Raw genomic sequence first — 19,811 nt, forward strand, 5'->3', positions numbered from 1 at the left:
AATCAAAGGAGATAAGATGATGGAATTTGAAAAGGTCTATGATAGCGTAAAAGCGATTGTCAACAAAGCTCGAAAAGAGTTTTATATCAAGCTGTGGGACAGAGATGATTGGGAACAGGAAGGCATGATGACCTTGTTTGAATTATTGGAAGACCAGCCGTGGTTGCTTGGTGAGCAGGCTCAACTATATTGTTACTTCAAGGTCAAATTCCGAAATCGGATTAAAGACCGCGTACGCAGACAAGAAAGCCAGAAGCGTAAGTTTGACCGCATGCCGCATGAGGATATTCACGAATTATCTCACGTAATACAATCGCCAGGTTTGGTTAATGATGAATTGTTGATGTTGAGAGGTGCCTTGAGAGACTATCGGAAGAATCTCAGCGATGAGCAGCTTGCTAATTACGAAAAATTAATCAGTGGTCAATGTTTCAATGGTCGCCGAAAAATGATACGTGATCTACAAATGCATTTGAAGGATTTTCTCTGATAATTTGCTAAATAAAAAAATAAGTAAGCAAGGGAACTCCCTATAAGTATGACTCACTCTCTGTCAAGTGATTGAGACGTTAAAAACCATAACAGATAAGCAGGTTTGAAAGTAGATTAAAAACCTGTTTTTTTTACTTTTCTCAAAAAACCTCTTGACAAAAGGAATCGGGGGGGGGGTAAAATAGTATAGCATAGTTTTATTTGGGAGGAGATTATGGCTCAAGAAAAGCATACTTTTACTTATCTAGATGAATATTTAATAAGAGAGTATTTTGACTTGAAATTAAGTAAAGAGCATCTACACCCTACCTATCCTATGAAGCTCAAGGTCGATACTAAAGAAATCGTGATTCAAGCAGAGGCCAAGGGGGGTGAGCGAGCGATTCATGTTGAGAATGATACAGACGAATCCTTGTTACAAAAGTTGAGAGAATTGGATGACACCATAAAAGAGAATCAACTAGAAATTTTTGTCGTCTGTGGTCGTGGAAACAATGGCAGTGAACGTGATGAACTGGAGGAGCTTCTAGAAAAGTGGAATTGCAAACCAATCTATCTTGATAAGCAGAAAAATGGTGGGGCAACTCTCATTGAAAAGTTAGAAAGCAATATCAATAGTAGGGAAGTTGGAATAGTGTTAGCAACACCAGATGATATAGGCTATCATGACTCAGTTGAGGGGAGACTCAGTCCGAAGTATCGATTAAGGCAGAACGTACTTTTAGAATTAGGGTGGCTAATCGGTAAATTTGGAAGACAAAATATTATCTTACTTCAAAGAAACCATAGAGACTATCCGATAGAAATCGCTAGTGACATCTATGGTGTGGTATACGTCGATTTCAAAGATTCGGTGAATGAAATCCAGACGAAGCAAGCATTAGCCAAAGAGTTGTTCCAAATGCTTGTTGGTAAAGCTAACAACATTAAGAGACATAAATATTTAGTAATTGGAGATTAACATGAAAAACAAAGCATTAAAAACCTTGACCTTAACCACCGTGGCAGCTACTGCTTTGGTAACCCAGCAGGCTTATGCTGATGAAGTAGTAGAAGCGGCGACCTCATCTTCCTCAAATACTGCTAATGTAGAAGTCTCGTCATCTGTAACAGCAGAGCAAGTAGTAGCCGCCAAAGCGACCGCAGATACAGTAGCAAATCAAGTAGCCTATCAGCAAGATTCTTTGGTGAGTGCAGAAGCAGCAGCTAAGACAGCTCAAACAAATCTTGACCAAGCGGAACAGACCTTGACCAGTGCACAAGACTTGGCGACAAACGCAACGGAAGAAACGATTGCCGCAGCAGAAAAAGCAATCGTTAGTGCAGAACAAAATGTAGTAGAGGCACAAAACCAAGTGACTAGTGCAGAGCAGGCTACGGCAATTGCTCAAGAACAAGTAGACAAGGCTCAAGCAGGGGCCAACAAGGCGAAGACCGATGCCGACTTAGCAAAATTGCAAGCAGATACTTCTAAAGCAGAATTAGAGGCACTTCAAAATAGCCAAGAAGGACAAGCAATCAGTCAAGCCCAAGCAGAACTCAAAACAGCTCAAGAAGCTGTTGTAAACAAAACAACAGCAGTCACAACAGCAGAGCAGAACCTTGAGCAAGCTCAAGCAGCCGATACGAAGTTGGAGACTGATAGAGCTAGTGCTAATGCAGTCTTAGCTGAACAGACGCAAAAGGTGAAGGCAGCCCAAGCTCTAGTAACAGAAAAAGAAGTGGATTTAGAGACAGCTAAGCAAAATCTAGTGGTAGCTAATGAAAAAGTGGAGGCTGTTAAACCCAAGGCGACCTATAAATTTTCAATCAATTTGCCAGACTATTTAAGAGATGCTTATGTTAATCTGGTTAAAGCGGCCTTCTCTAAAGACAGTATAGATGCAGCAACTCAGGCTGAAAAACGCTATTATGGTGATATCAGGACTTTTGATGAAAGAGATAAATTGTCATATGCGACCATCGAATCAACAGACCCAACTCTTTATGATGTTGAAAATCTAGGTAGAGAACAACTATTGTTGCTCAACCAGTTTGCTATTGACTACACGAACGCCTACAGACAAGCTTTAGGGATTGATAAAAAAATAGTGGGCAATGAATGGTTAATAGAAGTAGCGGATGTGCGTGCCCGTCTATATGAAGAAAAGTATCCAGAAGGATTTTACGGACATGATGGAGAAATCATTGCAGCAGCAAATGATGAAGTATTTGGAGAAGGCTCCCCAATGGCCTCTGGTAGTGAGATTCTAGCCTATCCTAACATTAGTTCATCTGGTGGACTATATGAACAGAATACTAATTACTATACAATGTCAGAAATTCTTCATGTCATCGCCCAAGGAATTAATGGTTTTATGTTAAATGATTCTGGTTCATCTTATGGTCACTTTGCCCAATTGATGACCTATGAGGCGATGGGATTTGACCTTTACTATCATTCAGGTTCTGGTAAATTTAGAGTAGTTGGAGCTGGAAAGCGTACTACTAATTCTATGCAACGGGAGTATAAGAACTGGGATATACTTGAAGAAACAGATTCTGAAATTACGCTTGGTGACCCGAAAACAAAATACATTGGTCTTGAGGGCGAAGTTCTCTATGGTTGGTCAGTAAATTTACCCAAGAATAATTATAAGGCCTATGATCGTTTTGTTGAAAGAAATATTAGCTCGCAAGACTATAGTGCCTATGAATCTGCACTAAAAGATCAGAATGCAGCACAGTCAACCTATAACAATGTTCAAGCTGAGTTTGAAAGGGTGGCTAAAGAGTTAGAGAAAGCACAAAATGATCTTTCTTCTGCTCAATCCACCTACAATGTACTTGTCAATACTGCTCTTCAGACTCCGGAAGCGAAAAAAGCCCTGAAACTAGCACAGACAGACTTAGCGTCGGCTCAAGGAGTCTTACTAACTGCTCAAAACCAATGGCAAGCAGCAGAAGCCAAGGCGATGGTTCTCGCTACAGAGATAGCAAAAGCTCAAGCTGACTACGATAATCTATTGGCGACAGCAACTACGCTTAAAGCTCAAGCAGATGCTAGGAAAGCTGAGGTAGCAACTGCCCAATCTGTCTTAACACAGGCTCAAAACAAATTGACAGAGGCACGTCAAGCGGTCGAAAGAGCTGATCAAGAAGTAGCTTCAGCCAAGACCAATCTTTCAACGCTTAAAGAAGCACAGGTAACTCTTGCCAAAGCTCAAGCAGCCCATGCAGTTGCACAGAAGAATGCACAAGTAGCCAATCAAAGTCTTTCAGAGACTAGAGCAAAATTGGCGGACTTAAAACTAGTCTACGAAAAGGCTTATGCTGAGTACCTTGATCTTAAAAAACTTTATGACCTACAAACGATGATTATCCCACAACCAACGGTTGATAGTGACAACTCTAAAGAAAACTTGGGACAAGGAGACTCTTCTCAAAACAATGTTAAGACTTCGTCTAATGCTAAGGTGAAACTAGCGACAAACAAAGTTCTTTCAAAAACGGCTCCCAATGAGATAAGCATTGCGGCTGCGACAACAGAACATAAGTTTGCTGAAGTACAAACTCTGCCAACTACTGGCGAGAAGGAAACTAGCTTGTTATCTCTCTTAGGCTTAACAGCACTAGCAACAGGTCTCGCTCTGGCAGCACGTCGCCGCCAAAATGGATAAAATTTTTGACTTTTCGAGTAAAAACTCTTGCATATGCAGGAGTTTTTTGATATCATGTTCTAGTGCCGTAAAAATTACGGCTATAGCTTTGATGCAAGAGGTTGCGACACGCTCGGTTGCATTGCCACGCAACACGTGTTGGTTTTCTTGTGGAGCTAGCCTATTATGTTAAATAGACGAAAAGGAGAAAAAGATGGCAAACAAAAAAATCCGCATTCGCTTGAAAGCGTACGAACACCGTACACTTGATACAGCAGCTGCAAAAATCGTTGAAACTGCAACACGTACAGGTGCTCAAGTAGCAGGTCCAGTTCCACTTCCAACAGAACGTAGCCTCTACACAATCATCCGTGCGACTCACAAGTATAAAGACTCTCGTGAGCAGTTCGAAATGCGTACACACAAACGTTTGATCGACATTATCAACCCAACTCAAAAAACAGTTGACGCTTTGATGAAATTGGATCTTCCAAGTGGTGTAAACGTAGAAATCAAATTGTAATCTGATTTCTAATTGAGCACAGGCTAAACTCTGTGCAAAAAAGATAAATCTTCCTAGAAACAACTGTTTCTTCGTCAGATTTCCTATTTTTGCTGTGAGTTTGACGCCTTCTGCATCTTACCTTGAGCATGAAAAACGCTCGTTAAAAACTTTTTAAATACAAAATAAGAAAAGGAATATTTTTCTCATGACAAAAGGAATCTTAGGGAAAAAAGTGGGAATGACTCAAATCTTCACTGAATCTGGTGAATTTATCCCTGTTACTGTCATCGAAGCAACTCCAAACGTTGTTCTTCAAGTGAAAACAGTTGAAACTGATGGTTATGCAGCAGTTCAAGTTGGTTTTGATGACAAACGTGAAGTATTGAGCAACAAACCTGCCAAAGGCCATGTAGCTAAAGCTAACACAGCTCCTAAGCGCTTCATTCGTGAATTCAAAAACATTGAAGGCTTGGAAGTTGGACAAGAAATTACAGTTGAAACTTTCGCAGCTGGTGATGTTGTTGATGTAACTGGTACATCTAAAGGTAAAGGTTTCCAAGGTGTTATCAAACGCCATGGTCAATCACGTGGTCCTATGGCTCACGGTTCTCGTTACCACCGTCGTCCAGGTTCTATGGGTCCTGTTGCACCTAACCGTGTATTCAAAGGTAAAAACCTTGCAGGTCGCATGGGCGGCAACCGTGTAACAATTCAAAACCTTGAAGTTGTACAAGTTGTTCCAGAAAAGAACGTTATCCTTATCAAAGGTAACGTACCAGGTGCTAAGAAATCTCTTATCACTATCAAGTCAGCAGTTAAAGCTGGTAAATAATAAGGAAAGGGGAAATCAGTCGAAATGGCAAACGTAACATTATTTGACCAAACTGGTAAACAAGCTGGTGAAGTAGTTCTTAACGATGCGATCTTTGGTATCGAGCCAAACCAAGCAGTTGTATTTGATGTGATCATCAGCCAACGTGCTAGCCTTCGTCAAGGTACTCACGCAGTTAAAAACCGTTCAGCAGTCTCAGGTGGCGGACGCAAACCATGGCGTCAAAAAGGAACTGGACGTGCTCGTCAAGGTTCTATCCGTTCACCACAATGGCGTGGCGGTGGCGTAGTCTTCGGACCAACTCCACGTTCATACGCGTACAAACTTCCACAAAAAGTTCGTCGCTTGGCACTTAAATCTGTTTACTCAGAAAAAGTTGCTGAAAACAAATTTGTAGCTGTTAACTCACTTGAATTCACAGCTCCAAAAACTGCTGAATTTGCAAAAGTACTTGCAGCATTGAGCATTGATTCTAAAGTCCTTGTTATTCTTGAAGAAGGCAACGAATTCGCAGCTCTTTCTGCTCGTAACATCCCAGGAGTTAAAGTTGCAACTGCAACAACTGCAAGCGTACTTGACATCGCAAATGCAGACAAACTTCTTGTAACTCAAGCAGCTATCTCTAAAATTGAGGAGGTTCTTGCATAATGAATTTGTATGATGTTATCAAAAAACCTGTCATCACAGAAAGCTCAATGGGCCAACTCGAAGCAGGCAAGTATGTATTTGAAGTTGACACTCGTGCACACAAACTCTTGATCAAACAGGCTGTTGAAGCTGCATTCGAGGGTGTTAAAGTTGCAAATGTTAACACAATCAACGTGAAACCTAAAACAAAACGCGTAGGTCGTTATGTAGGTCGCACAAACAAAGTGAAAAAAGCAATCATCACATTGGCTGCTGATTCAAAAGCGATCGAATTGTTCGCTACAGCTGACGCTGAATAATCAAAGGAGGAATTAACGTGGGTATTAAAGTTTATAAACCAACGACAAATGGCCGTCGTAACATGACTTCTTTGGACTTCGCTGAAATCACAACAAGTACTCCAGAAAAAAGCTTGCTTGTTGCGTTGAAGAGCAAAGCTGGTCGTAACAACAACGGTCGCATCACTGTTCGTCACCAAGGTGGCGGTCACAAACGTTTCTACCGTTTGGTAGACTTCAAACGTAACAAAGATGGCGTTGAAGCAATCGTTAAAACTATCGAGTACGATCCAAACCGTTCAGCAAACATCGCTCTTGTACACTACACAGACGGTGTTAAAGCTTACATCATTGCTCCTAAAGGTCTTGAAGTTGGTCAACGCATCGTTTCAGGCCCAGAAGCAGATATCAAAGTTGGTAACGCACTTCCACTTGCAAACATCCCAGTCGGTACTGTTGTTCACAACATTGAGTTGAAACCAGGTCGCGGTGGTGAGTTGGTTCGCGCTGCTGGTGCATCTGCACAGGTTCTTGGTCAAGAAGGTAAATACGTTCTTGTTCGCCTTCAATCAGGTGAAGTTCGTATGATCCTTGGTACTTGCCGTGCTACTGTTGGTACTGTAGGTAACGAACAACATGGTCTTGTTAACCTTGGTAAAGCAGGTCGTAGCCGTTGGAAAGGTATCCGTCCAACAGTTCGCGGTTCTGTAATGAACCCTAACGATCACCCACACGGTGGTGGTGAAGGTAAAGCACCAGTTGGTCGTAAAGCACCATCTACACCATGGGGTAAACCAGCTCTTGGTTTGAAAACTCGTAACAAGAAAGCTAAATCTGACAAACTTATCGTTCGTCGTCGCAACCAAAAATAATCTATTCTTAGTTGCTTAGCATTCTATATCATCCGCCAACTCGGTAGCCCGCTATGCGGGCAAGCCGCTGTGGTACATATTTTAAAGGAGAAAACACTAAAATGGGACGTAGTCTTAAAAAAGGACCTTTCGTCGATGAGCATTTGATGAAAAAAGTTGAAGCTCAAGCAAACGACGAAAAGAAAAAAGTAATTAAAACTTGGTCACGTCGTTCAACGATCTTCCCAAGTTTCATCGGTTATACAATCGCAGTTTACGATGGACGTAAACATGTACCTGTATACATTCAAGAAGACATGGTAGGTCACAAACTTGGTGAATTTGCACCAACTCGTACTTACAAAGGTCATGCTGCTGACGACAAGAAAACTCGTCGTAAATAATTTAGGAGGAAAACACAATGGCAGAAATTACTTCAGCTAAAGCAACTGCTCGCACAGTACGTGTTTCACCTCGTAAATCACGTCTTGTCTTGGATAACATCCGTGGCAAAAGCGTAGCAGACGCAATCGCAATCTTGAAATTCACACCAAACAAAGCTGCGGGCATTATCGAGGGAGTTTTGAACTCAGCAATCGCTAACGCTGAAAACAACTTTGGTTTGGAAAAAGCTAACTTGGTAGTCAGCGAAGCATTCGCAAACGAAGGACCAACATTGAAACGTTTCCGTCCACGTGCGAAAGGTTCTGCTTCACCAATCAACAAACGCACAGCTCACATCACTGTAGTTGTGGCAGAGAAATAAGGAGGTAAAAACGTGGGTCAAAAAGTACATCCAATTGGTATGCGTGTTGGCATCATCCGTGATTGGGATGCTAAATGGTATGCTGAAAAAGAATACGCGGATTACCTTCATGAAGATCTTGCAATCCGCAACTTTATCAAACAAGAATTGGCTGATGCGTCAACATCAACAATCGAAATCGAACGTGCTGTAAACAAAGTAATCGTTTCTATCCACACTGCTAAACCAGGTATGGTTATCGGTAAAGCTGGTAGCAACGTTGATGCGCTTCGTGCTCAATTGAACAAATTGACTGGTAAGCAAGTACACATCAACATCATCGAAATCAAACAACCTGATTTGGATGCACACCTTGTTGGTGAGTCAATCGCTCGTCAATTGGAGCAACGTGTGGCATTCCGCCGTGCTCAAAAACAAGCTATCCAACGTGCAATGCGCGCTGGTGCAAAAGGTATCAAAACACAAGTTTCTGGTCGTTTGAACGGTGCTGATATTGCCCGTGCAGAAGGCTACTCAGAAGGAACTGTTCCTCTTCATACACTTCGTGCGGATATCGACTACGCTTGGGAAGAAGCTTTGACAACTTACGGTAAACTTGGTGTTAAAGTATGGATCTACCGTGGTGAAGTTCTTCCAGCTCGTAAAAACACTAAAGGAGGTAAATAACAAATGTTAGTACCTAAACGTGTAAAACACCGTCGTGAATTCCGTGGAAAAATGCGCGGTGAAGCTAAAGGTGGAAAACAAGTAGACTTTGGTCAATACGGTCTTCAAGCAACTACTAGCTCATGGATTACAAACCGCCAAATCGAAGCTGCCCGTATCGCTATGACGCGTTACATGAAACGTGGTGGTAAAGTTTGGATCAAGATCTTCCCACACAAATCATACACTGCTAAAGCTATCGGTGTACGTATGGGTTCTGGTAAAGGTGCTCCTGAAGGTTGGGTAGCTCCAGTTAAACGCGGTAAGGTTATGTTTGAAGTAGCTGGCGTTTCTGAAGAAATCGCACGTGAAGCATTCCGCCTTGCTGGTCACAAATTGCCAGTTAAAGTTAAATTCGTAAAACGTGAAGCAGAATAAGGAGAAGACATGAAACTTCAAGAAATTAAAGATTTTGTAAAAGAACTTCGTGGCCTTTCTCAAGAAGAACTTGCTAAGAAAGAAAACGAATTGAAGAAAGAACTCTTCGAACTTCGTTTCCAAGCTGCTGCTGGTCAACTTGAGCAAACTGCTCGTTTGAACGAAGTGAAGAAACAAATTGCACGTATCAAAACTGTGCAATCAGAAACTAAATAATAGATTGGGAAAGGAGAATTTCAATGGAACGCAATAATCGTAAAGTTCTTGTTGGACGCGTAGTATCTGACAAAATGGACAAAACAATCACAGTTGTAGTTGAAACTAAACGTAACCACCCAGTCTATGGTAAACGTATTAACTACTCTAAAAAGTACAAAGCTCATGATGAAAACAATGTTGCTAAAGAAGGCGATATCGTTCGTATCATGGAAACTCGCCCACTTTCAGCTACAAAACGTTTCCGTCTTGTAGAAGTTGTGGAAGAGGCAGTTATCATTTAATCAACCTGAAAGGAGAAAATTGACATGATTCAAACAGAAACTCGTTTGAAAGTTGCTGACAACAGTGGCGCACGCGAAATCTTGACAATCAAAGTTCTTGGTGGTTCAGGACGTAAATTCGCGAACATCGGCGACATCATCGTTGCTTCAGTAAAACAAGCTACTCCTGGTGGTGCGGTTAAAAAAGGTGACGTTGTAAAAGCCGTTATCGTTCGTACTAAGACAGGTGCTCGTCGTGCTGATGGTTCATACATCAAATTCGATGAGAATGCTGCAGTTATCATCCGTGAAGATAAAACACCTCGCGGAACTCGTATCTTTGGCCCAGTGGCACGCGAATTGCGTGACGGCGGTTTCATGAAAATCGTTTCATTGGCACCAGAAGTACTTTAATCTAACAAACTAAGTCCCCTGTTATCTCACCAGAGTAACAGGGTGCCCATTAGGGCGTAAGAAATCATAGGAGAAATCAAATGTTTGTAAAAAAAGGCGATAAAGTTCGCGTAATCGCTGGTAAAGACAAAGGCGTTGAAGCAGTTGTCGTAACAGCACTTCCAAAAGTAAACAAAGTTATTGTTGAAGGTGTTAACATCGTTAAGAAACACCAAAAACCAAACAGCGAAAACCCTCAAGGCGCTATCGTTGAAAAAGAAGCTCCAATCCATGTGTCAAACGTTCAAGTTCTTGACAAAAATGGTGTTGCAGGACGCGTTGGTTACAAGTTTGTAGACGGCAAAAAAGTTCGCTACAACAAAAAATCAGGCGAAGTGCTTGATTAATCACGAAGGAAAGGAGAAGTATAATGGCAAATCGTTTAAAAGAAAAATATCTTAATGAAGTAGTTCCTGCTTTGACTGAACAATTTAACTATTCTTCAGTTATGGCTGTGCCAAAAGTTGATAAGATCGTTTTGAACATGGGTGTTGGTGACGCTGTTTCTAACGCTAAAAACCTTGAGAAAGCTGCTCAAGAATTGGCTTTGATCTCAGGTCAAAAACCACTTATCACTAAAGCTAAGAAATCAATCGCCGGCTTCCGTCTTCGTGAGGGTGTTGCGATCGGTGCGAAAGTAACTCTTCGTGGCGAACGTATGTATGAGTTCTTGGACAAATTGGTTACAGTTTCACTTCCACGTGTACGTGACTTCCACGGTGTACCAACTAAGTCATTTGACGGACGTGGTAACTACACACTTGGTGTGAAAGAGCAATTAATCTTCCCAGAAATCAACTTCGACGATGTTGATAAAACTCGCGGTATGGATATCGTTATCGTTACAACTGCTAACACTGACGAAGAATCACGTGCATTGCTTACTGGCCTTGGTATGCCGTTTGCAAAATAAGAGGGAGAGAATAAATGGCTAAAAAATCAATGATCGCTAAGAACAAACGCCCAGCTAAGTTCTCTACACAAGCTTACACACGCTGTGAAAAATGTGGACGTCCACACTCAGTTTACCGCAAATTCAAATTGTGCCGTGTATGCTTCCGCGACTTGGCTTACCTTGGACAAATTCCTGGCGTAACAAAAGCTTCTTGGTAAGATAAGATGTGAGAGCGTTTAGCAACCAACGCAAAGATAGGAGATTTGACGATGAAGTTTACTTCTAGGGAAATCTATCTTCTTTGCTAAGGTTGTAGCTCGAACTCAATTGTATAAATAAACCCGATACAAAGTTTGCTTGTCAATTTGAACACGGGCGAAAGCCTGTGTGAAAAAAGAGACGCAGTCGTTTCAGCCTTGGCTGAATTACGAATGTGGCTACCATTAGGTGCAAACTTTCCTAGAAACGAGGTTTCTTCGTCAAGTTTTCTATTTTCACTTTGGCTTTTAGCGCCCTTTGTATCATGAATTAACTAGCAAGTGATTCAATCAAACTGCTAGTAAGAGGAGAAACAACAAATGGTTATGACTGACCCAATTGCAGATTTTTTGACACGTATTCGTAACGCTAACCAAGCAAAACACGAAGTGCTTGAAGTACCTGCATCAAACATCAAAAAAGGTATTGCTACAATCCTTAAAAACGAAGGTTTTGTGAAAAACGTTGAATTCATCGAAGATGACAAACAAGGCATCATCCGCGTATTCTTGAAATACGGACCAAACGGTGAAAAAGTTATCACTAACTTGAAACGCGTTTCAAAACCAGGTCTTCGTGTTTACTCAAAACGTGAAGATATTCCAAAAGTTCTTAACGGACTTGGTATCGCAATCATCTCAACATCAGAAGGTCTTTTGACTGACAAACAAGCTCGTCAAAAGAACGTTGGTGGTGAGGTTATCGCATACGTTTGGTAATTGGATGATACCAAGAGCGTAGTGACCCAAGTGAAAATAGGAAATCAAACGAAGAATACTTGCATTCAAGTTTGATTTATCTTTTTCACACAGGTCACAGCTCGGGTTCAAATCTAATAATCTGATTTGAAGGTATTATGAAACCAAACTAGAACAAGATTCACTAATTGAACACGCCTACAACTCTTTTAAAAAAGTGAAAAGTATTTCAGAAATGCTCACCTTGTTCGTCGTAAACGTCTGAACTTTCTCTGACCTTCGGTCAGGAAAGTCCTAGTCGTTCTGACGAGGGTGCGTCTACGAAATCAAAGATTTCGGACTTACCGCTTATTTTTCTTCGAGTTGCTTAACGGCTTTGTATCTTGTTCACCCCGTGAAAACTAGTCGCTAGACGGCTTGATAATTTAACAGGAGAATTAAAAAATATGTCACGTATTGGTAATAAAGTAATTACATTGCCTGCTGGTGTTGAGCTTGCTCAAAACAACGGCGTGGTAACTGTAAAAGGACCTAAAGGGGAATTGACTCGTGAATTCCCAACTGCTATTGAAATCCGTGTGGAAGGTACAGAAGTTACTCTTCACCGTCCAAACGATTCAAAAGAAATGAAGACTATTCACGGTACTAGCCGTGCTAACCTCAACAACATGGTTGTTGGTGTTTCTGAAGGCTTCAAAAAAGAACTTGAAATGCGTGGTGTCGGTTACCGTGCTCAATTAGCTGGTAACAAATTGACACTTGCTGTTGGTAAATCACATCCAGACGAAGTGGTTGCACCAGAAGGTATCACATTTGAAGTTCCAACACCAACACAAATCGTCGTGTCTGGTATCAACAAAGAAGTTGTTGGTCAAACAGCAGCTTACATCCGTAGCCTTCGTGCTCCTGAGCCATACAAAGGTAAAGGTATCCGCTACGTTGGTGAATTCGTTCGCCGTAAAGAAGGTAAAACAGGTAAATAATAGCTTGCTGAGGTGGCTTAGCCACCTGGCTGACTATTTCTCAAATTGTTTCGTAAGAAACAGAATCATACATTAAGAGGTGAATATTGTGATTTCAAAACCAGATAAAAACAAAATCCGCCAAAAACGCCACCGTCGCGTTCGCGGTAAAATCTCTGGAACTGCTGCTCGCCCACGTTTGAACATTTTCCGTTCTAATACAGGCATCTACGCTCAAGTGATTGATGACGTAGCGGGTGTAACGCTCGCAAGCGCTTCTACTCTTGATAAAGAAGTTTCAAAAGGTACTAAGACAGAACAAGCTGTTGTTGTAGGTAAACTCGTTGCTGAACGCGCGGTAGCTAAAGGTATTTCTGAAGTGGTCTTTGACCGCGGTGGATATCTCTATCACGGACGTGTGAAAGCTTTGGCTGAATCAGCTCGTGAAAACGGATTGAAATTCTAATAGGGAGGACACTAAGAAATGGCATTCAAAGATAACGCAGTTGAAATTGAAGAACGCGTAGTAGCCATCAACCGTGTTACAAAAGTTGTTAAAGGTGGACGTCGTCTTCGTTTTGCAGCTCTTGTGGTTGTTGGTGACCGTAACGGTCGCGTAGGTTTCGGTACTGGTAAAGCTCAAGAAGTACCAGAAGCTATCCGTAAAGCAGTTGAATCTGCTAAGAAAAACATGATTGAAGTACCAATGGTTGGTACAACAATCCCTCACGAAGTTCGCTCAGAATTTGGCGGCGCTCGTGTATTGTTGAAACCTGCTTCAGAAGGTTCTGGGGTTGCTGCCGGTGGTGCAACTCGTGCCGTAATCGAATTGGCAGGTATTGCAGATGTGACTTCTAAGTCACTTGGTTCAAACACACCAATCAACATCGTTCGCGCAACAGTTGAAGGTTTGAAACAATTGAAACGTGCTGAAGAAGTGGCTGCACTTCGTGGCATCTCAGTTTCTGATTTAGCATAAGAAAGGAGATACTCATGGCTCAAATTAAAATCACTTTGACTAAGTCTCCAATCGGTCGCAAACCAGAACAACGTAAAACAGTTGTTGCACTTGGACTTGGTAAATTGAACTCTTCAGTTATTAAAGAAGATAACCCAGCTATTCTTGGAATGGTTAACGCTATCTCTCACTTGGTAACTGTAGAAGAAGTTAAATAATCTAACAAATAGACTAAGTCGCATAGAGAAATCTTTGCGACTTCTAGTCCATTTTACATATTTACATACAGCGAGTTTGTGGAGGAAGACTCTTGTACTTCACAGGCGCTAGCATATAAAAGAGGAGAAATAATAATGAAACTTCATGAATTACAACCTGCTACAGGTTCTCGTAAAGTCCGCAACCGTGTAGGTCGTGGTACATCATCAGGTAACGGTAAAACATCTGGCCGTGGTCAAAAAGGTCAAAAAGCTCGTAGCGGTGGCGGTGTTCGCCCAGGTTTTGAAGGTGGACAAACTCCATTGTTCCGTCGTCTTCCAAAACGTGGATTTACAAATATCAACGCTAAAGAGTACGCAATCGTTAACCTTGATCAATTGAACGCTTTTGAAGATGGTGCAGAAGTAACACCAGTTGTGCTTATCGAAGCTGGAATCGTTAAAGCTGAAAAATCAGGAATTAAAATTCTTGGTAACGGTGAATTGACGAAGAAATTGACAGTTAAAGCTGCTAAATTCTCTAAATCAGCTGAAGAAGCAATCACTTCTAAAGGTGGCTCAGTAGAAGTCATCTAAGAGGTGACAGCCTATGTTTTTTAAACTTTTAAAAGATGCCTTAAAGGTAAAATTGGTACGTAGTAAAATTCTATTTACTATCTTTATCCTTTTTGTCTTCCGCGTAGGAACCCACATTACAGTACCAGGAGTAAACGCAAAGAGTCTTGAAGCCTTGTCAAATGTTCCATTTTTGAACATGTTGAGCTTGGTTTCGGGAAATGCTATGCGTAATTTCTCAGTTTTCGCACTAGGGGTTAGTCCTTATATTACAGCTTCCATCATTGTTCAACTTTTGCAAATGGATATTTTACCTAAATTTGTTGAATGGGGTAAGCAAGGTGAAGTTGGTCGTCGTAAACTGAATCAGGCAACACGCTACATTTCTTTGGTACTGGCATTTGTTCAATCTATTGGTATTACAGCAGGCTTTAATGCCTTGTCTGGTGCAAAATTGACCAATATGCCATTAAATTGGCAAACATATTTGTTGATTGGATCAATTTTGACAACAGGTTCGATTATTGTAACCTGGCTGGGGGAACAAATTTCTGAAAAGGGCTATGGTAATGGTACATCAATGATTATCTTCGCGGGTATCATTTCATCACTACCAGGGACTTTTCACGAGATTTACATTGATCGCTTTGTTAATATTGAATCAAGTCGTTTGGGGGAGTCAGCAATCTTTGTTGCTGCACTCGTCGTATTAATATTCTTTGTTGTGTATTTTACAACTTTTGTACAACAAGCAGAATATAAATTACCAATTCAATATACAAAACGTGCACAAGGAGCACCTTCTAGCTCATATTTACCGCTGAAATTGAATCCAGCAGGAGTTATTCCCGTAATCTTTGCAGGCTCAATCACTGCAGTTCCAACTTCTTTGATTCAATATTTCGCAAGTCAAAATAAGAGTGCCGGGTGGTTATTGACGGTTCAGGAATACTTTGATTATTCAACTGCTAAAGGTATGATTGTATATGCAGGTTTAATTATTGCCTTTACATTCTTCTACACCTTTGTTCAAGTAAATCCTGAGAAGACTGCAGAAAGCCTTCAGAAAAGTGCAGCCTATATCCATGGAGTTCGTCCTGGTAATGGCACTGAACAGTTTTTGTCAAAATTATTGACAAGATTGGCAGTAATCGGAGCACTCTTCTTGAGTTTTGTAGCTTTGTTGCCCATCCTTGCGCAAAATCTCTTTGGGCTTTCTTCAAGCATTGCATTCCTTGGTACAAGTTTAATTATCGTAATCTCTACAAGTATCGAAGGCATCAAGCAATTAGAAGGCTACCTTCTTAAGAGAAAATATGTAGGTTTCTTAGAAATTACAGAATAGAATATAGGTTGACCTAGTCAACCTTCTATTTTGTTTTTAGATAAGTTTGTCAATAATGGCAAATTTATGTGAAAACAAAATAAGGAGTTTGTCATGAATCTTTTAATTATGGGTTTACCAGGTGCTGGTAAAGGGACACAAGCGGCCAAGATTGTTGAGAAATTCAATGTTGCTCATATTTCAACAGGAGATATGTTCCGTGCAGCAATGGCCAATCAGACTGAAATGGGTATTCTTGCCAAGTCGTACATTGATAAGGGTGACCTCGTTCCCGATGAAGTTACTAATGGCATTGTCAAAGAACGTTTGGTTCAGGATGACATCAAGGAAAAAGGCTTTTTGCTAGATGGCTATCCTCGTACGATTGAACAAGCCCATGCCTTGGATGAAAATTTGGCTGACTTAGGAATTGAGTTGCAAGGTGTTATCAATATTGAGATTGATCCTTCAAAATTGGTAGAGCGTCTCAGCGGTCGTATTATTCATAAAGAAACCGGAGAGACTTTCCACAAAGTATTCAATCCACCTGTTGGAGACTACAAAGAGGAAGACTTCTATCAACGTGAAGATGACAAGCCAGAATCTGTCAAACGTCGTTTAGAGGTCAATATTGCACAAGGACAGCCAATCATTGATCATTATCGTGCAAAAGGGCTGGTTCATGATATTGAAGGTGACCAAGACATTGACCTTGTTTTCCAAGCAATTGATACAGTACTATCAAAATTGCAATAAACTAATAGATTTGGCTTGCATTTTTTATACAAAGATGATAAAATAGCCTAGTCTGACTTATAATTGTTACCTCTGTGTTCAGAGGACATCAAATCGATATTTAGAGAGGGGTTACTTTTGCATGGCAAAAGAAGATGTGATTGAAATTGAAGGCAAAGTAGTCGATACAATGCCAAATGCTATGTTTACTGTTGAGTTGGAGAACGGACACCAAGTCCTTGCAACTGTTTCAGGTAAAATCCGTAAAAACTACATTCGTATTTTGGTCGGTGACCGCGTAACTGTTGAGCTTAGTCCATACGACTTGACACGTGGACGTATCACATACCGCTTTAAATAGTCGAAATACTTGGAGGGATTAAACATGAAAGTAAGACCATCGGTCAAACCAATTTGCGAATACTGCAAAGTTATTCGTCGTAATGGTCGTGTTATGGTGATTTGCCCAGCAAACCCTAAACACAAGCAACGTCAAGGTTAAGAAATAGAAAGGAGAAAACATGGCTCGTATTGCTGGAGTTGACATTCCAAATGACAAACGTGTAGTTATTTCATTAACTTATGTTTATGGTATCGGTCTTGCAACATCTAAAAAAATTCTTGCAGCTGCAGGTATTTCAGAAGATGTACGCGTGAAAGATTTGACATCAGATCAAGAAGATGCTATTCGTCGCGAAGTTGATGCAATCAAAGTTGAAGGTGACCTCCGTCGTGAAGTTAACTTGAACATCAAACGTTTGATGGAAATCGGTTCATACCGTGGTATCCGTCACCGTCGTGGACTTCCTGTCCGTGGACAAAACACTAAAAACAATGCCCGCACTCGTAAAGGTAAAGCTGTTGCGATTGCAGGTAAGAAAAAATAATATAGGAGGTAGAAAAATTGGCTAAACCAACACGTAAACGTCGTGTGAAAAAGAATATCGAATCTGGTATTGCTCATATTCACGCTACATTTAATAACACTATTGTTATGATTACTGATGTGCATGGTAACGCTATTGCTTGGTCATCAGCTGGTGCTCTTGGTTTCAAAGGTTCTCGTAAATCTACACCATTCGCAGCTCAAATGGCTTCAGAAGCAGCTGCTAAATCTGCACAAGAACACGGTCTTAAAACAGTTGAAGTTACCGTTAAAGGCCCAGGTTCAGGTCGTGAGTCTGCTATCCGCGCTCTTGCTGCCGCTGGTCTTGAAGTAACAGCAATTCGTGATGTGACTCCTGTACCACACAATGGTGCTCGTCCTCCAAAACGTCGCCGTGTATAATCATACATTCCATACACAGCTTTTCGTTTAAGAGGGAGTAAGAAATGATTGAGTTTGAAAAACCAACAATAACAAAAATTGATGAAAATAAAGATTACGGCAGATTTGTGATCGAACCATTAGAACGTGGTTACGGTACAACTCTTGGTAACTCTCTTCGTCGTGTACTTCTTGCCTCACTTCCAGGTGCTGCAGTAACATCAATTAAAATTGATGGTGTACTCCACGAATTCGACACAGTTCCAGGTGTTCGTGAAGATGTTATGCAAATTATTCTTAACATCAAAGGCATTGCTGTAAAATCTTATGTCGAAGACGAAAAGAAAATTGAACTTGATGTAGTAGGTCCAGCTGAAGTAACAGCAGGAGACATTCTTACAGATAGTGACATTGAAATTGTAAACCCTGACCATTATCTCTTTACCATTGCTGATGGTGCCACTTTTAAAGCTGTTTTGACTGTCAATTCAGGTCGTGGTTATGTACCAGCTGAGGGTAATAAGAAAGATGATGCACCAGTGGGAACACTTGCTGTAGATTCTATCTATACGCCAGTGAAGAAAGTCAATTATCAAGTTGAACCAGCTCGTGTTGGTAGCAACGATGGTTTTGACAAATTAACACTTGAAATCAACACAAATGGCACCATTATTCCAGAAGATGCTTTAGGTCTTTCTGCACGCATTTTGATGGAGCACTTAGGTCTCTTCACTGACTTGACTGAAGTTGCAAAATCTGCAGAAGTGATGAAAGAAGCTGAAGTGGCTTCAGATGATCGTATGTTTGATCGTACGATTGAAGAATTGGATCTATCTGTTCGCTCATATAACTGTCTGAAACGTGCAGGCATTAATACTGTATTCGACTTGACAGAGAAAACTGAGCCAGAAATGATGAAAGTGCGCAATCTTGGTCGCAAGAGTCTTGAAGAAGTTAAAGTTAAATTGGCTGATCTTGGTCTAGGATTGAAAAAAGATAAATAATATAGGAGGAAATCATGGTATACCGTAAACTAGGACGCACTAGCTCACAACGTAAAGCAATGTTGCGCGATTTGACAACTGACCTTTTGATCAACGAATCAATCGTTACAACTGAAGCTCGTGCTAAAGAAATCCGTAAAACAGTTGAAAAAATGATCACACTTGGTAAACGTGGTGATTTGCACGCACGTCGTCAAGCAGCAGCATTTGTTCGTAACGAAATTGCATCTGAAAACTATGATGAAGCAACTGATAAGTACACTTCTACTACAGCACTTCAAAAATTGTTCTCTGAAATTGCACCTCGTTATGCAGAACGTAATGGTGGATATACTCGTATCCTCAAAACTGAACCACGTCGTGGTGATGCTGCACCAATGGCAATTATTGAACTTGTATAAGATCATCAATTTTGTTGAGTGTTATGATGATGGAATCCTATTCTGATTCTTAGTCTAGCTCTGGTCTACCGCTGAGCTTGTCTCAGCGGTAACACTCATCATGTTGATTGGACGCTTGTTTACGAAATTACTCTAAGATAGAATAATTTCGTAAGCAGGCGTTTTTATTTTACTCAAAAATTTTGATATACTTATAAAATGAATAGAGAAGATAGGTAACCGCCCCATAACAAGGTATCTATCTAATCACTCCCTCCTCCTGTATACTGTTATAAAAAACAAAACTGGAGGATTTATTATGTCACACCCCATCGTCCCATTGACTGTTCCCCAATCTCGCCGCTTTGAGAAGAAAGGCAGAAATGATATTCTGATGAAAATTCATCTCGGAAAAGTGGAAGTCACATTCTTTCACTCTATCAACCAAAAAATATTAGAAACAATCTTGGATAAGGTACTGCACTATGACCATCCGACTCAGTGATTTAGGTCAAGTCTACTTGGTTTGCGG

Annotated in this window: 33 protein-coding genes; all 33 read left to right on the top strand. The window is 40.9% G+C overall.

Going from position 1 to position 19,811, the window contains the following annotated elements; all coding sequences use genetic code 11:
* Positions 1 to 19: 19 nt before the first annotated feature.
* The 33 genes from ODU55_RS08075 to ODU55_RS08235 all read left to right on the top strand — a co-directional run bounded on the left by ODU55_RS08075 (position 20) and on the right by ODU55_RS08235 (position 19,784).
* Entirely contained in the window at positions 20 to 490 is a 471-nt protein-coding gene (locus tag ODU55_RS08075; protein ID WP_398582515.1) for a sigma-70 family RNA polymerase sigma factor, read from the top strand.
* A 216-nt stretch (positions 491 to 706) separates the two neighbouring features.
* Positions 707 to 1,453 (top strand): TIR domain-containing protein, encoded by a 747-nt coding sequence (locus ODU55_RS08080; RefSeq protein WP_398582510.1) that lies wholly within the window; start codon positions 707 to 709, stop codon positions 1,451 to 1,453.
* A gap of 1 nt (position 1,454) precedes the next feature.
* On the top strand, positions 1,455 to 4,151 hold the full coding sequence (locus ODU55_RS08085; protein ID WP_398582511.1) for an SEC10/PgrA surface exclusion domain-containing protein: 2,697 nt from the start codon (positions 1,455 to 1,457) through the stop codon (positions 4,149 to 4,151).
* 193 nt (positions 4,152 to 4,344) lie between these two features.
* Positions 4,345 to 4,653 (top strand): 30S ribosomal protein S10, encoded by a 309-nt coding sequence (gene rpsJ / locus ODU55_RS08090; RefSeq protein WP_002939332.1) that lies wholly within the window; start codon positions 4,345 to 4,347, stop codon positions 4,651 to 4,653.
* 187 nt (positions 4,654 to 4,840) lie between these two features.
* A complete protein-coding gene (rplC, locus tag ODU55_RS08095) occupies positions 4,841 to 5,467 on the top strand; it encodes a 50S ribosomal protein L3 (RefSeq protein ID WP_011921686.1) in 627 nt (208 codons plus the stop codon).
* Between the two features lie 24 nt (positions 5,468 to 5,491).
* Positions 5,492 to 6,115, top strand: a complete 624-nt coding sequence (gene rplD / locus ODU55_RS08100; protein ID WP_004195490.1) for a 50S ribosomal protein L4 — start codon at positions 5,492 to 5,494, stop codon at positions 6,113 to 6,115.
* Entirely contained in the window at positions 6,115 to 6,414 is a 300-nt protein-coding gene (locus ODU55_RS08105) for a 50S ribosomal protein L23 (protein ID WP_004195491.1), read from the top strand. Before rplD ends, ODU55_RS08105 begins: the two co-directional genes overlap by 1 nt.
* Before the next feature lie 17 nt (positions 6,415 to 6,431).
* Positions 6,432 to 7,265, top strand: coding sequence for a 50S ribosomal protein L2 (gene rplB / locus ODU55_RS08110; RefSeq protein WP_002936663.1), 834 nt, complete (start codon positions 6,432 to 6,434; stop codon positions 7,263 to 7,265).
* A 101-nt stretch (positions 7,266 to 7,366) separates the two neighbouring features.
* Positions 7,367 to 7,648, top strand: a complete 282-nt coding sequence (rpsS, locus tag ODU55_RS08115; RefSeq protein ID WP_000533766.1) for a 30S ribosomal protein S19 — start codon at positions 7,367 to 7,369, stop codon at positions 7,646 to 7,648.
* A gap of 17 nt (positions 7,649 to 7,665) precedes the next feature.
* Positions 7,666 to 8,010 (top strand): 50S ribosomal protein L22, encoded by a 345-nt coding sequence (rplV, locus tag ODU55_RS08120; RefSeq protein WP_002936662.1) that lies wholly within the window; start codon positions 7,666 to 7,668, stop codon positions 8,008 to 8,010.
* 12 nt (positions 8,011 to 8,022) lie between these two features.
* Positions 8,023 to 8,676 (top strand): 30S ribosomal protein S3, encoded by a 654-nt coding sequence (gene rpsC, locus ODU55_RS08125; RefSeq protein ID WP_398582512.1) that lies wholly within the window; start codon positions 8,023 to 8,025, stop codon positions 8,674 to 8,676.
* 3 nt (positions 8,677 to 8,679) lie between these two features.
* The gene (gene rplP, locus ODU55_RS08130; protein WP_002936660.1) at positions 8,680 to 9,093 is read left to right on the top strand and encodes a 50S ribosomal protein L16; all 414 of its coding nucleotides are present in this window, start codon (positions 8,680 to 8,682) and stop codon (positions 9,091 to 9,093) included.
* A 9-nt stretch (positions 9,094 to 9,102) separates the two neighbouring features.
* Positions 9,103 to 9,309: a 50S ribosomal protein L29 gene (gene rpmC / locus ODU55_RS08135; RefSeq protein ID WP_002936659.1), complete on the top strand. Its 207-nt coding sequence runs from the start codon at positions 9,103 to 9,105 to the stop codon at positions 9,307 to 9,309.
* 23 nt (positions 9,310 to 9,332) lie between these two features.
* Complete coding sequence (gene rpsQ / locus ODU55_RS08140) at positions 9,333 to 9,593, top strand: 30S ribosomal protein S17 (protein ID WP_000440801.1); 261 nt, start codon at positions 9,333 to 9,335, stop codon at positions 9,591 to 9,593.
* 24 nt (positions 9,594 to 9,617) lie between these two features.
* Positions 9,618 to 9,986, top strand: coding sequence for a 50S ribosomal protein L14 (gene rplN, locus ODU55_RS08145; RefSeq protein WP_004195497.1), 369 nt, complete (start codon positions 9,618 to 9,620; stop codon positions 9,984 to 9,986).
* Between the two features lie 80 nt (positions 9,987 to 10,066).
* Positions 10,067 to 10,372, top strand: coding sequence for a 50S ribosomal protein L24 (gene rplX, locus ODU55_RS08150; protein WP_002936656.1), 306 nt, complete (start codon positions 10,067 to 10,069; stop codon positions 10,370 to 10,372).
* Positions 10,373 to 10,395: 23 nt separating this feature from the next.
* Positions 10,396 to 10,938, top strand: coding sequence for a 50S ribosomal protein L5 (gene rplE / locus ODU55_RS08155; RefSeq protein ID WP_002936653.1), 543 nt, complete (start codon positions 10,396 to 10,398; stop codon positions 10,936 to 10,938).
* A 14-nt stretch (positions 10,939 to 10,952) separates the two neighbouring features.
* Positions 10,953 to 11,138: a type Z 30S ribosomal protein S14 gene (locus tag ODU55_RS08160; protein ID WP_002936651.1), complete on the top strand. Its 186-nt coding sequence runs from the start codon at positions 10,953 to 10,955 to the stop codon at positions 11,136 to 11,138.
* 360 nt (positions 11,139 to 11,498) lie between these two features.
* The gene (gene rpsH, locus ODU55_RS08165) at positions 11,499 to 11,897 is read left to right on the top strand and encodes a 30S ribosomal protein S8 (protein ID WP_002936647.1); all 399 of its coding nucleotides are present in this window, start codon (positions 11,499 to 11,501) and stop codon (positions 11,895 to 11,897) included.
* A gap of 425 nt (positions 11,898 to 12,322) precedes the next feature.
* Positions 12,323 to 12,859, top strand: a complete 537-nt coding sequence (gene rplF, locus ODU55_RS08170) for a 50S ribosomal protein L6 (RefSeq protein ID WP_002936644.1) — start codon at positions 12,323 to 12,325, stop codon at positions 12,857 to 12,859.
* An 88-nt stretch (positions 12,860 to 12,947) separates the two neighbouring features.
* A complete protein-coding gene (gene rplR / locus ODU55_RS08175; protein ID WP_002936641.1) occupies positions 12,948 to 13,304 on the top strand; it encodes a 50S ribosomal protein L18 in 357 nt (118 codons plus the stop codon).
* A gap of 18 nt (positions 13,305 to 13,322) precedes the next feature.
* Complete coding sequence (rpsE, locus tag ODU55_RS08180) at positions 13,323 to 13,817, top strand: 30S ribosomal protein S5 (RefSeq protein WP_002936639.1); 495 nt, start codon at positions 13,323 to 13,325, stop codon at positions 13,815 to 13,817.
* A gap of 14 nt (positions 13,818 to 13,831) precedes the next feature.
* Positions 13,832 to 14,014 carry a 50S ribosomal protein L30 gene (rpmD, locus tag ODU55_RS08185; protein ID WP_044773955.1) on the top strand — a complete coding sequence of 61 codons (183 nt, stop codon included), beginning with the start codon at positions 13,832 to 13,834 and terminating at the stop codon, positions 14,012 to 14,014.
* 135 nt (positions 14,015 to 14,149) lie between these two features.
* Complete coding sequence (gene rplO, locus ODU55_RS08190; RefSeq protein ID WP_002936637.1) at positions 14,150 to 14,590, top strand: 50S ribosomal protein L15; 441 nt, start codon at positions 14,150 to 14,152, stop codon at positions 14,588 to 14,590.
* A 13-nt stretch (positions 14,591 to 14,603) separates the two neighbouring features.
* A complete protein-coding gene (gene secY, locus ODU55_RS08195) occupies positions 14,604 to 15,914 on the top strand; it encodes a preprotein translocase subunit SecY (protein ID WP_014637293.1) in 1,311 nt (436 codons plus the stop codon).
* 93 nt (positions 15,915 to 16,007) lie between these two features.
* Entirely contained in the window at positions 16,008 to 16,649 is a 642-nt protein-coding gene (locus ODU55_RS08200; protein ID WP_002936630.1) for an adenylate kinase, read from the top strand.
* Between the two features lie 121 nt (positions 16,650 to 16,770).
* Positions 16,771 to 16,989: a translation initiation factor IF-1 gene (gene infA, locus ODU55_RS08205; protein WP_002936627.1), complete on the top strand. Its 219-nt coding sequence runs from the start codon at positions 16,771 to 16,773 to the stop codon at positions 16,987 to 16,989.
* Between the two features lie 24 nt (positions 16,990 to 17,013).
* On the top strand, positions 17,014 to 17,130 hold the full coding sequence (rpmJ, locus tag ODU55_RS08210; protein WP_001808836.1) for a 50S ribosomal protein L36: 117 nt from the start codon (positions 17,014 to 17,016) through the stop codon (positions 17,128 to 17,130).
* Positions 17,131 to 17,149: 19 nt separating this feature from the next.
* Positions 17,150 to 17,515 (top strand): 30S ribosomal protein S13, encoded by a 366-nt coding sequence (gene rpsM / locus ODU55_RS08215; protein WP_002936622.1) that lies wholly within the window; start codon positions 17,150 to 17,152, stop codon positions 17,513 to 17,515.
* A 17-nt stretch (positions 17,516 to 17,532) separates the two neighbouring features.
* Complete coding sequence (gene rpsK, locus ODU55_RS08220; protein ID WP_004195509.1) at positions 17,533 to 17,916, top strand: 30S ribosomal protein S11; 384 nt, start codon at positions 17,533 to 17,535, stop codon at positions 17,914 to 17,916.
* A 44-nt stretch (positions 17,917 to 17,960) separates the two neighbouring features.
* A complete protein-coding gene (locus tag ODU55_RS08225) occupies positions 17,961 to 18,899 on the top strand; it encodes a DNA-directed RNA polymerase subunit alpha (RefSeq protein ID WP_257110269.1) in 939 nt (312 codons plus the stop codon).
* Positions 18,900 to 18,913: 14 nt separating this feature from the next.
* The gene (gene rplQ / locus ODU55_RS08230; protein WP_398582513.1) at positions 18,914 to 19,300 is read left to right on the top strand and encodes a 50S ribosomal protein L17; all 387 of its coding nucleotides are present in this window, start codon (positions 18,914 to 18,916) and stop codon (positions 19,298 to 19,300) included.
* Positions 19,301 to 19,598: 298 nt separating this feature from the next.
* Positions 19,599 to 19,784 carry a hypothetical protein gene (locus ODU55_RS08235; RefSeq protein ID WP_398582514.1) on the top strand — a complete coding sequence of 62 codons (186 nt, stop codon included), beginning with the start codon at positions 19,599 to 19,601 and terminating at the stop codon, positions 19,782 to 19,784.
* The last annotated feature ends 27 nt before the right edge of the window (positions 19,785 to 19,811 follow it).

Source organism: Streptococcus sp. 2022WUSS037 (assembly GCF_044427225.1).
Classification (GTDB): domain Bacteria; phylum Bacillota; class Bacilli; order Lactobacillales; family Streptococcaceae; genus Streptococcus.